At 44.1% G+C, this 12,870-nt stretch carries 9 protein-coding genes; all 9 read right to left on the minus strand.

The window, feature by feature from the left end; translation table 11 throughout:
• Positions 1-57: 57 nt before the first annotated feature.
• The gene (locus ACEN82_RS15030; RefSeq protein ID WP_090524595.1) at positions 58-624 is read right to left on the minus strand and encodes a gluconate 2-dehydrogenase subunit 3 family protein; all 567 of its coding nucleotides are present in this window, start codon (positions 622-624) and stop codon (positions 58-60) included.
• Between the two features lie 110 nt (positions 625-734).
• Entirely contained in the window at positions 735-2,162 is a 1,428-nt protein-coding gene (locus ACEN82_RS15035; protein ID WP_176623861.1) for a Gfo/Idh/MocA family protein, read from the minus strand.
• A gap of 36 nt (positions 2,163-2,198) precedes the next feature.
• Positions 2,199-3,878 carry a GMC oxidoreductase gene (locus tag ACEN82_RS15040; RefSeq protein WP_090524591.1) on the minus strand — a complete coding sequence of 560 codons (1,680 nt, stop codon included), beginning with the start codon at positions 3,876-3,878 and terminating at the stop codon, positions 2,199-2,201.
• A 185-nt stretch (positions 3,879-4,063) separates the two neighbouring features.
• Entirely contained in the window at positions 4,064-5,782 is a 1,719-nt protein-coding gene (locus ACEN82_RS15045; RefSeq protein ID WP_413317734.1) for a GMC oxidoreductase, read from the minus strand.
• A gap of 3 nt (positions 5,783-5,785) precedes the next feature.
• Positions 5,786-6,397 (minus strand): gluconate 2-dehydrogenase subunit 3 family protein, encoded by a 612-nt coding sequence (locus ACEN82_RS15050; protein WP_413317736.1) that lies wholly within the window; start codon positions 6,395-6,397, stop codon positions 5,786-5,788.
• A gap of 180 nt (positions 6,398-6,577) precedes the next feature.
• Positions 6,578-7,492: a TIM barrel protein gene (locus ACEN82_RS15055; protein ID WP_413317738.1), complete on the minus strand. Its 915-nt coding sequence runs from the start codon at positions 7,490-7,492 to the stop codon at positions 6,578-6,580.
• 16 nt (positions 7,493-7,508) lie between these two features.
• On the minus strand, positions 7,509-9,038 hold the full coding sequence (locus ACEN82_RS15060; RefSeq protein ID WP_413317740.1) for a TolB family protein: 1,530 nt from the start codon (positions 9,036-9,038) through the stop codon (positions 7,509-7,511).
• Positions 9,039-9,607: 569 nt separating this feature from the next.
• Positions 9,608-10,678 (minus strand): fatty acid desaturase, encoded by a 1,071-nt coding sequence (locus tag ACEN82_RS15065; RefSeq protein WP_413317742.1) that lies wholly within the window; start codon positions 10,676-10,678, stop codon positions 9,608-9,610.
• 258 nt (positions 10,679-10,936) lie between these two features.
• Positions 10,937-12,841, minus strand: coding sequence for an ATP-binding protein (locus ACEN82_RS15070; RefSeq protein ID WP_413317744.1), 1,905 nt, complete (start codon positions 12,839-12,841; stop codon positions 10,937-10,939).
• Positions 12,842-12,870: the final 29 nt, after the last annotated feature.

The following is a 12,870-nucleotide window of genomic DNA, read 5'->3' on the forward strand; positions in this document are numbered from 1 at the left end:
GATAGCAATTCAAATTTTATAAAAATCAAAGGTATAATCAATTGATATTGCAATTTTTTAGGTTGCCCAGGCTTTATCACCTTTTTTGTATGGCAGGTTACCGTCATATTTACCAGGAACGGCTATATAACGTAAGGCCTGTGTGGCACCCGGTTTTGAAGTGAAGAAACCCAGCAGGGTTAATTCCTTCAGCATCCTGAAGTAATGGTTAGGATCTTCCGGTTTTTTTGTTTTGGTATAGGCTTTTTGCTCTTTGTCAAGCTCGGTTAACAGTTCGGTACGTTGCTCAGGTGTAGCCTCTAAAAACTTTTTGCCAAATTTTTTGTCGCTCGCATCATTCAGGTCTTTAAGGCCTTTGGTGAAAATTTTCTGATCATCGGCAGTATAGCAATCCTGTACCATTACGGTCATAAATTTGCCAATTTCGGCAGCTTTAGCACCCGGGGTTGAAGTTGCAGGTAAAATAGTTTCGCCAATTTCATCCATCAGGGCCACATCATCCTGTGTAAAAAGGTCGTTTACTTTCGGCGAAGATGGTTTACATCCGGAGATGAAGAACTCGGCGCCGATGATGGTACCGCCAAGGATCAAACCTACCCTGCCTATCGCTTCTCTTCTATTCATGTTTAATTATTGATTTACTGAATTAGTTGGGTTAGTGAATTAGTGTTTACCAGACTTACGAAGTTTTAAAAACTTCGTAAGTCTTTCCCCAACTAATCACGTATCCTAAATTACGCTTTTAACACGAAACCTTCGCGGTAATCGCGTTTTATATATTGGTTAACAGCATCAAAGTTGGTAACTTTCATAGCCTGGTTATCCCAAACCAATTTTACCCTGCCGCCATTCAGCTCATGACCGCGAACCGCAAGGTTAGCCATCAATAAAGCCTCAGTAAGCGGACCAGCCTTATCAAACGATGAGCTTAGCTCTGTTTTACCGTAACCGGCAATACAGCCTTCAACCCACTGTGCATAGTGGCCGTTAGCGCCGCCCGGTACACGTGCCCATTTCTGCGGAGCTTTCGCATCTTTGGTAAGCGATTTTGGTAACAACGTTGGCGCATCAGAATAAGTACTTGCGTACATTTTTCCTTTTGTGCCGATGAACAAAGTACCGTTACCTTCTTCACCGCCAAAGTTTTCACTTGCCAGCAATTCGATAGGCCTTTCTGGTTGGATACCACCATCCATCCAGTGCAATGTAACATCACCTTTGGTTTTATCGGTTTTAGGGAATGTTAAAGTGATGTGGCTTGATGGAGGGCAGCTTTCAGGGAAATGGCCTTCTTTAAACTCATCTACGTAAACACTGCCAACGCTGGCCTGTACATCTTTTGCATATTGGATACCCAACACGCGGAAAGGAGCTTCAACCAGGTGACAGCCCATATCGCCAAGGGCGCCGGTACCGTAATCCCACCAGCCGCGCCAGTTAAACGGAACCAGTTTATCAACGTAATCTTTTTTAGGTGCTGTACCTAACCACAGGTCCCAATCCAACTCTTTAGGAATGTTTGGCTGTGGTGGCGGCCATGCAATACCTTGAGGCCAAACAGGGCGGTTTGTCCAGCAGTAAACAGTGTGCACATCACCAATCAAGTCGGCATCATACCACTCTGAAAGTAAACGTGTACCATCGTTTGATGAACCCTGGTTACCCATTTGTGTAACTACCTTATATTTTTTGGCTGCCTCGGTTAACAGGCGGGCTTCCCAGATGTCATGCGTTAGCGGCTTTTGAACATAAACGTGCTTGTTCAGCTGCATAGCATTGTAGGTAATAATAGCGTGGTTGTGATCGGGTGTTGAAACCGATACAGCGTCAAAATGCTTGTGTTCTTTGTCAAACATTTCGCGCCAGTCTTTATAATACTTTGCCTTAGGAAAATCGCTGCGTGATCTTGCTGCTCTGCGGTCGTCAACATCGCACAGGAAGGCGATCTCGGCTTTGCCGCTTTTGTAAAAATTAGCTATATCGCTTTGCCCTTTACCACCGGCACCTACGCCGGCAATCAATAACTTGTCGCTTGGAGCTATAAAACCTTTACCGCCCAAAACATGGCGCGGAACTATCATAAAACCAGCGGCCGCTATGGCGCTGCTTTTAATAAATTGCCGTCTCGACGGGTTTGGGGTTTTGTCCTTTTCTTCAGTCATAGGTGTTTTTATTAGGTTGTTTTTATGTGATGTTGGTTAAATTTCGCCTTTTTTTAGGATCTCAACAGCATGGTTAGCAGCACGTGCAGTTAAGGCCATATAAGTTAACGATGGGTTTTGGCAAGCTGCCGAAGTCATACATGAGCCATCGGTAACAAATACGTTCTTAGCATCCCAAACCTGGTTCCACTCGTTCAATACTGAAGTTTTTGGATCACGGCCCATACGTGCGGTACCCATTTCGTGAATACCACGGCCAAGGAACGGATTAGTGCTTGAAGTTTGTACATCTTTAGCGCCAATAGCTTCCAGCATTTCTTTGCCGTCTTTTTCCATATCGATACGCATTTTCAGCTCATTCGCTTTCAATTCGGCATCAATGGCAACAACAGGCAAGCCCCATTTATCTTTTTTGGTTTTGTCGATGGTAACCTTGTTTTCGTGATAAGGCAATGTTTCGCCAAAAGCGCCCATACCTATATGCCATGAACCTGGCTCGGTCAATGCATCCTTAAACGCACCGCCAATGTTCAGTTCGGCAATGTCACGGCTCCAGCCTTCGCGGCTTGCCGAACCCTGGTAACCGAAACCACGGATGTAATCACGCTTTTCGCCGTTAAGGTTACGGTAGCGAGGGATATAGAAACCATTTGCACGGCGACCGAAATAATATTTATCCTCATAACCTTCAATCCGGCCATAAGCGCTAACATTAAGGTGGTGGTCCATCAGATTATGGCCAAGCTCGCCGCTGCTGCTGCCTAAGCCACCTTCCCAAACGTCGGTTGCCGAGTTCATCAGGATCCAGGCCGAGTTAATGGTTGATGCGTTTACGAAAACGATCTTTGCGAAGTACTCATAAGTTTTATTGGTTTCAGCATCCAATACCTCAACGCCTTTGGCTTTTTTGGTATCCTTATCGTACAATATTTTGGTAACGATAGACCATGGGCGAACGGTTAAATTACCGGTAGCCATAGCCGCAGGCAATGTAGCCGATTGTGTGCTGAAATAAGCACCGAACGGACAACCTAACCAGCATTTGTTACGGTACTGGCAGTTGGTACGGTTGTTATGCGGTACAGTGATATTAGCCGTACGACCGATGATCATGTGACGCGCTTCTTTATAAAATTCTTTCAAGCGTTTTGAAACGTCTTTTTCAACCACGTTCATTTCCATAGGCGGCATAAAATCGCCATCAGGAAGGATAGGTAAACCATCTTTATTACCGGAGATCCCGGCAAATTGCTCGGCGTAGCTATACCACGGAGCGATGTCTTTGTAGCGGATAGGCCAGTCGACAGCGATGCCATCTTTTAAGTTGGCTTCAAAATCAACATCAGCCCAGCGGTACGATTGGCGTCCCCACATCAGTGAGCGGCCACCTACATGGTAACCACGGAACCAGTCAAAACGTTTAATCTCTGTATAAGGACTATCTTTATCACTTGCCCAATAGTCAAGGTTGGTTTCATTTAACGGATAGTCGCGTTTAAGAACCGGGTAATCATCAATCATTTTCTGGGTACGGCCGCCTCTGTGCGGAAATTCCCATGGATCTTTGGTTGCGTTTACGTAATCTTTAATGTGCTCAATATTACGGCCACGCTCAAGCATGATGGTTTTCAAACCCTTTTGTGTTAGTTCCTTGGCAGCCCACCCGCCTGAAATTCCTGAGCCAATGACTATTGCGTCATAAGTGTTTGCAGACATACGAATAATATGATTAGTTAAATTTGTTTAGTACTTGGTTGTGTCGTTAAATGTATGAATAAAATTCATTTTCCAAATATTACATTGTGTTTTTTTTACACGAAGGACCTCACCCCGGCCCTCTCCTTTGGAGAGGGTCCCCCCCCTTACGCCGCCCTTTTTAAGTCCTCTCCTTTGGAGAGGATTTAGGAGAGGTTCCCCTTCTTCATCTCGCTCATGGCATAATCGGCCGCCCTTGCCGTAAAGGCCATATAAGTTAGTGACGGATTTTGGCACGAGGTTGACGTCATGCTGGCGCCGTCGGTAACAAATACGTTTTTAACGCTATGCACCTGATTCCATTTGTTTAATATCGATGTTTTAGGATCATTCCCCATACGGGCACCGCCCATTTCATGAATATCAAGCCCCGGTGCTCGTTTATCGGTACTGGCTTTAATGTTGGTAAAACCCGCGCTGGTGAACATCTCGGTTAACTGCTCCACATAATCCTTCTTCATCTTCTCATCGTTATCGTCGTAATCAATGTTCATCTTTAATAATGGTACGCCCCAGGCATCTTTTTGCTTGTCATCAAGACTTACAAAATTGCTTTCCTTCGGGATGGTTTCGCCCATCATGTGCGAGCCTACACGCCACGGGCCAAGCTCTTTGTTAGCCAGGTTATCTTTCAGACTGCTACCTACGCCGTCCCAGCTGCGCTGCGGGGATCTGTAAGCGCCAAAGCCTGAAGCATAACCGCGTAAAAAATCAGTTTCCTGTTTGTACACATTTCTGAACCTTGGCATATAACCACCACCTGCAGGGTTCCGGCCATCTGTAGTCCATTCCTTTGCACCGTCATACTCGGCACCAATATGGGCCGAATAATTATGGAAAGCTACATATTTACCCAGCACACCGCTATCATTACCCAGCCCATTAGGGAAGCGGTGCGATTTGGAATTAAGCAATATCAGGTTGGTATTTAACGCCGCTGCATTGACAAATATTACTTTGGCGTAGTAGTCGATAGCTTCTTTGGTATTGGTATCAATAACCCGCACACCCGTAGCTTTACCCAGCTTATCATCATATATAATAGATTCCACTACCGAAAATGGCCTTAAGGTGGCGTGGCCAGATTTTAAAGCCCAGGGGATAGTGGTAGCGTTAGCGCTGAAATAGCCGCCAAAGGGGCAGCCACGCTCACAGATCGTTCTCCTTTGGCATTGTACCCTGCCCTGATCCAGATGGATTTGATTAGGGGTTGACAGGTGGGCGCAACGAGCGCTGATCACATGTCGGTTTTTATACTTACTTTTTACGTGATCTCTGAAATATTCTTCAACAGTATTTAACGGGAATGCGGGTAGGAACTCACCATCCGGCAATTCGGCAATGCCATCACGGTTACCCGAAATGCCGGCGAATTTCTCTACATAACTATACCATGGTGCAATATCTTTGTAACGGATAGGCCAGTCTACCGCGAAACCATCGCGGGCAGGGCCTTCAAAATCAAAATCGCTCCAGCGCTGGGTTTGACGTGCCCAAAGCAGGGATTTGCCGCCAACCTGGTATCCACGGATCCAGTCGAAGGGTTTATCCTGAATATATGGGTGCTCGGCGTCTTTAACAAAAAAATGCGCGGCGCTTTCTCCAAAAGCATAACAGCGGTTTATAATAGGATTGGCTTCCTGTACAGCCATCGGCAATTCGCCCCGGTGTTCAAACTCCCAGGGGTACATATTGGTAGTTGGGTAGTCCTTAATATGCTTCACATCGCGGCCACGCTCCAATATCAATGTTTTGAGTCCTTTGTCCGCAAACTCTTTAGCAGCCCATCCTCCGCTCATTCCCGAGCCAATTACTATCGCGTCGAAAGTGCGTTCTTTAACGCTGTCGATATTTAAATTAGCCATTACTTATACTGCTTGCTTTTGTTTGTAAGGGAAATGCGCATTGTACCTGCCCGGCACAAGCTCATATACCACCTCTTTAGTCATGAAATATTTTGAATTGGTATAACCGTTGATGGTTTGCCTTTTTACTATGCTGTAAAACTTCTTAAGCTCGGGCGAATATTTGCCGGCAGGAGGCGTGGCAGGTGCAGCGTCTTTTTTATCAGCGTTTTTCCTGGCTGCCTCTTCTTCTGCCTTTCCCTCTTTTTCTATATCCAGCAAAAATGCTTCACGGGTTTTAGTATCCAGTTGGTCAAACGTTTTACTATATAATTTCTGGGATTGGTCTGCAAAGTGTCCCATACCGGTTACAAACGCCTGCTGATCGTCCTTTTTATAGCAGTCATCCACCATTTTCAATACAAATAAATGAAGCAACAGGTCTTTCGCACCCGGCGTTGTTGTTTTAGGTATAATAGTTTCTGCTACATCGCCTATCAACTGTTCCTGATCGGCAGTGATATCGATATTTTTGAGTGCAACCTTCGACTTTGCTTTATCCTGCGAACAGGCCGGGAGCAATGCAGCCCCTCCTATTATCAAAGCCAGATTTTTAATGACGGTACGCCGGTCCATTGTTTAAACTAAATTGTTTTAGCGAAGCCCATTTATCTGTCACAAAACTTTTAGCTTACTGAACAGGTAACGAGAAAGGCTTAATATGATTTATAATATGCTCCCAAACTTAATAATTACAATTCAAAATCAAAGGCTGTAAAAATTAAATCTTCACGGGTGTAAGTTAGTCTTATACTATTAATAGCCCCATTTTTTCATGATTTGTAAATCAATTTTTACACAATCGATTGGGTCTTTGCCCTGGTATGCTTCCTGCTCAATAATGAACAAAGAGGTGCCTCCTTTTTTTGCCCCGGCCTTTACAATATCCCTAACTGGCAGGATCCCCGCGCCTAAAACGGTACTTTCAGTATCGTCGCCTCCGTGGGGCGGTACTTTAATCTCGTCCTTTACGTGCATGGACTGGAAACGGCCGGGATATTTATTGATAAACTCCAACGCTCTGCCACCGGTAGTGTACATGTTACCGATATCTATTTGCTGGGCCACCAAAGCCGGATCAGTATTTTGGATGATATAATCATAAAGGGTAATATCGCCTACTTTAGTACTGATCTCAAAGTTATGGTTGTGGTAGCCAAACATCATTGACGATTGTTTGCAAAGCTCACCGCATTTGTTAAACTGTTCCATTGTACGTTTCAGGGCATCAGTATCTGTACGTACCTTTTCATCCAGCCATGGGCTTATCACAAACTTTTGCCCCATGGTGGCCGCGTCTTCAACGGTATATTTCCACGCATCGGTAAAATCATTTTTGGTTGCATCCCAGTGCTGAGGCGTCATTACAGTATGGCCGCTTGGCATTTTCAGGTCAAGGTCGGCCAGGATCTTTTTAAATTCTTTGGCAGTATAGCCGTAAAATTTCCTGTCGATGTAATTAGCATGTTCCACATGTGCGTAACCTGCATCAGCTATCTTTTTAAGCGTTCCCTGCGGATCGGCCTTCATGGCATCGCGTACGCTGTAAAGCTGCACCCCTACCCGTTTAAGCTTACTATCCGTAGCGGCAAATAAACTATCAGGAAGTAGTGCCGCCCCGGCTACTGCCATTGCGCCGGTTTTTAAAAATGATCTGCGTGATGTATACATGGTTATATGTTTAAGGTTATTTTGCTATTGGAAATACAGGAAACAATAAATCAGAGTTGCTTACAAAGGCCAGGTGCTTACTATCCGGCGCCCATGACGGGGTATTGATAGTACCCTGACCGCCGTATAAATAAGCTACCACTTTTGAGGGGCCTCCGCCTACCGGCATCAGCCTTAAATATACATGCTTATAAAAAGGATGGTCGCCGGGGGATACTTCGCTTTTAAGGAAGGTGATATAGACAATCCATTTACCATCCGGCGAAATATGCGGGAACCAATTGTTATAATCATCATTAGTAAGCTGGGTTTGTTCACTGCCATCTGCTTTCATGCGCCAAACCTGCATCAGGCCGCTGCGCACCGAATTAAAGTAGATGTATTTTCCATCGGGCGAATATTCAGGGCCGTCATCAAGTCCGGGTGTGTTGGTAAGCCGTTCTTCAGGTCCGCCGCCGGCCGGAATGCGGTACACATCAAATTCCTTATTGCGCTCACCACAAAAAACGATGTACTTTTTATCGGGCGACCAGCCATGCATATAACTTGCGCCGTGCCCGGTTTGGGTTACCCGTGTAGCCTCGCCACCGGCCGACGAAACTGTGTATCCTATTGATGGGCCACCATCGCCGCTGCTGATAGCCAGCATTTTGCCATCGAAGGAAAGCACGTGGTCGTTATTATTATTTTTAGCGATGCCGGTATTGAGTACCGTTGGTATATGCGATTTAAGATCGAATTTAAAAAGTGAACCTTCGCTGTTATAAATGAGTGATTTGCCATCAAGCGTCCAGTTTGGGGCCTGGAGTGATTTTGGCGACTGATAAACCACTGTCGCGTTCTGATTTTCGAGGTCAAGTAACTCAATGGCGCTGCCTAAGTATTGTTTATAAGGTATCAATGTGGCCGGAGCGGGTGTGACGATACGTGTATTGTTGAATACCGCTTTCTCCGTAACATCCGCATTGTGCGAACAGATGAAAATGCCCACATAAACATCATCACCCAGGTCAAGACCGGTTACCTCCTCGCTCACAAACAAATCACCTTTGCGGGCAACGGACATGGTATAGGTATTACCTTTGCGTTCCAGCTGGATCACATCGGCCGCGGTAATGGATGCCTTCTTTTCTTCGGTAATGCCGCTTACTGTTTTACGGTATTGCAACGAGGTAAGACCATCACCATGAACAACAGCATTGATATGTTTTGAATTTGAATCAAGCGTGGTGCGAACCATTAGTCCAACCTTGCGATGCGCTTCAACACCTTTGCCTATAAATGCAGCGTTGGTGCGAAGAATGAAATCGCCTTTCATTTTCTTCCACACAAAGTGAAAATCATCATGCGTAGCCCAGATATTCTGGCCCGAACCGGTAAGCGTATATTGCTGTAATTTAGCGTCATATACACCGCTGCCCTGATGCTTGACCGTACCAACATCGGTTTGGCCTTCAAATATTCCTACGTCCTGAGCACTAACCCGGGCAGAAAACAAGGCAATGCAAGCTATGCATAACACAACATTTAATATTTTACAGCGCATTGGTTTGGTGTTTAGTGTACACTATAATCGGTTCACTAAGGTATATAATCAATTCGCTATTAAGATAGTACTATTTTAACAATTCTCCACATTTTTGATATATAGCCAGATTTTTACAAAGTGTAATTTTAACACGGAGAGGAGATTAAAACAGGACGCTGTTGTTATTGGTATTGTCACATTGCCGTTGTTGGTGTTGTCACCAACAACCACCAGATAGGTTAACGCATCGGATGACATAGAGCGGAGATCACCAGTTGAATTGCACAGCGCATAGTTGTTGGTGACAACACCAACAACGGCAAAAGTTTTTCAATTCCCTCCCCTGGGAGGGGTGTGATGGAAATGTGTAATGGCAGGGAGGGGTTCATCTGCTATTTCCGGTATAGGCACGTCGACGAAACCCCTCCCTACACCCTCCCAGGGGAGGGAATCGCGCAATCCCACGCCTTTTCTTCTTTCCACAAGATGACGATGACAATACTAACAGCAGCCAAAGTGGCGGCAAACCAAACAAAAAGGCCATAGCAATCACCTCGCTCTGGCCTTTTAATGTATTTAATAACAGCTTACTCCGCAGCTACTAATATTTCGGTAACCTGTACAGCTGCAGGTACTGCTACCGGAACAGGTGTACAATATTCCTTCAAAAAATCAGCTTTTGAATCGCGGTATGAGCTTACAGCTCCCAGCATACTCATCATTTTAATATAACACCAGGCCAAATCAAACTGATATGGTTTAAAGCCAGAGCGGGCGCTTTTAGGATATAAATGGTGGTTGTTATGCCACTCACCTGCTACATAACCCGGCCACAACTGATTGATTGACATATCCTCGCGGTTATGGTCGATACCTTCACGGCGCATATCTTTTCCTTTTCCATGACCTTCGTAGTTAAATGTACGTACACCAACTGCCCAAATGCCGGCAGAGCCAAATACAGCATAGGCTAATGCCGGTCCGCCTAAAAGGTAGAAAGCTGTAAACCAAAAGCCCCAGTTCAGTATAATACCAATTATAGTTCGGGTTGGATTAGCCAAGGTACCCCATTTTTGATACTGCTTGTAAGTATTTGTATTTACCCCGGTGTGTTTCATCAGGTTAACACATTTTTTGTAAGTGGCCTCGTCCATGTTTCGTGCTATGGGCTGGTGGTTAACATCAGCTAAAAAGCAATACATAAAACCACCTTGTGCATTGTATGGATCGCCCGGCTGATCAGATAATGCGTGGTGCACATGGTGCGATACTGCGTAGATTTCTTCAGGGATGATCTTCAATGTAAGGTTTTGAGTAAAAAAACGCCAGAAATTATTTTTAAAACTATAAGCTCCGTGGGTGCAATACCTGTGGTGCCAGATGGTGCCATGGGTACCCATAATGATCATTCCATACACAAAGGCAACAATGAGACCTGTGATACTGAAATATTTAAAGATGAACAGCCCCAGGAACGGCACTAAAGCCAGCACCAGCGACCAGCTTAAAAACGAAAGCCAGTTTTTTTTATCCCTGAATACATTTAGCCGTTTAAAAAATTCTTTTACAATTTGTGTGTTAGTAGGTTTTGAGAGGTTGCCAAGTCCATCTGTCCAACCATATGCAGGTGGTTCGAGCACAGTGTTTAAAAATGCCATTAAGTGTGTGGGAGATTAGTTTAAAATTGTCGGAGAATTGTTATAAATTGTCACAATATAGTAAAAAGTACCAACTGCTTATACGTAACAACGGGATAAATAGATTTAAATTACCCAACAAATGATTAAAACTTTTTCAAAATAATTAAATTTCTTTATAAGAAATTATAAAAGTTAATATCAGCTATATATTACTTAATAAGCATTAATCGTATAGCAGACCATTAATTTAAAATAGGAATAATTTTTGAGGAGAGTTTAATCTGTTACTAAAGGAAGACTAAAACTGAAGGTGCTGCCCCTGTTTACTTCTGAATTTACCCAAAGCCTGCCGCCGTTAAACTCAATAAGCTCCTTGCATAAAAACAAACCAATGCCGGTGCCTTTCTCGCCGGAAGTACCTGTTGCTGTATATTTCGTATTAAGGCTAAATAACTTGCCAAGTTTTTCTGCAGGAATACCGTTGCCGGTATCGTTAACACTGATCACCACCATGCCTTCATCAACGGTGCTTAGTAAACTAATAATACCGTAATTGCCCGTAAACTTAATAGCATTGCTAACCAGGTTACTTAAAACTACTTTTACATGCCTTTCATCGGCCTGTACACACATCCCGGGTAGAGCCATGTTTTCAAACCTGATGTTTTTTTGCTGAAAAAGGTAACTAAAAATCCTCCCGATTTCATTGCCAATTAAATAAATATCGACTGCCGATGCTTCAAGATTAACGCCTTTGATTTGGCTGCCCGCCCATTCAAGCAGGTTTGAAAGGGTTAATTCGGCACCCTGTACTACCGGCTCTATTTCCTTCATCAGGTCCTGAACTTCATCATCGCTTAAAACACGGGTGTTGTATAAACGTAATATAGAATTCAGATTAGCAAGCGGTGTACGCAGGTCATGCCCTATTACAGCCAGTAACTTATCTTTAAGATTATTAATATTTGCCAGGTTTGCCGATTGGTCTTCTATCAGTTCTTTTTGAATTAATAAGGCTTTATGCTGCTTGCGCATCCGGTTATTTAAAACCCGCTTTTGTTTATAAAGGTAATAGGTAACCGACAAAGCCAATATTACAACCAGCAATGAAATGAGCAGTGTAATGATTATAACCTTTTGCAAATGAATTTTTTCGCGGTATTGCCCTGCCTTTTCCTCAACCGCGGCAATAGCATTAAGACGGCTGTTGAGCTCAAAATAACTCTGGATGAGCTCGGTACTTTTACGCTTATTGGCAGCGCTAACGCTATCGAGCGCCTGGGTGTACTTTTTCTGATAGGCTAACGACTGCACCATATCGTGCTTTTGCTCAAAGCTATAGGCCATGGTTTTATAAGCCGACGAAATGCCATCCATAACACCGATGCTATCGGATAAAGCCGCGCCTTTTTTTGCAAGGTCAACGGCTTTGTCAAACTGGTTTAACGAATTGTAAATAACAGCACGTTCAATAAATGAGATAGCCCTTAAACGCCTGTTATTAACAATATAACTCATTTGCAGGGCAGTGTCTGAATAAGCGACCGCCTGTTGATATTGCCCTTTTAACCGATAAGCATTAGCCAGCCGGCTATATAATATACATATCGCGGGCTGATCATTTACCGTACGGCTAAGCTGCATGGCAAGTTTGGCAAGAGCAATGCCTTTATCATATTGTTTAAGCCTGGCGTAAACAAATGAACGTTCGTTATAAACTTCGGCAAGCATTTTAGGATCATGACCGGCAAACCGGGCCGCGATGTCTAAATTTTTTATAGCCTTGCTATAGTTTTGCAAATCTGTATAAGCCCTGCCGATAGAACTATAACAGTGGGCCAGTAACAACGGCTTGTTTTTGGGCAGATAATTTAAAGCCGAATTAAAATAAAACAAACTGATAGGATAGTATGACTGCGACCAGTACACATGCCCTAAATTTAAAAAAGCGGCGCCCGTACCTTCATTATATTTTATTTTTTCCGAAAGCAGCAAGGCATGTTCAGCTCTTACCCTCGCCTCGTAGGGGGCACTAACATAGGTTTCCTCAACAAGTTTGTTAAGGCTGTCGATGGTTTTGATTAGTGACGGCGATTTTTCCGGCTCAATTCCGCTTGTTTTTTGCGCATAAACAGTACTATGCATCAATAACAGCAATAATAAACCAAGGGGCCTTGTCATTCGCTAACAGTTTCAGACCGCAATCTAAT

The sequence above is a fragment of the Mucilaginibacter sp. Mucisp73 genome (assembly GCF_059491465.1).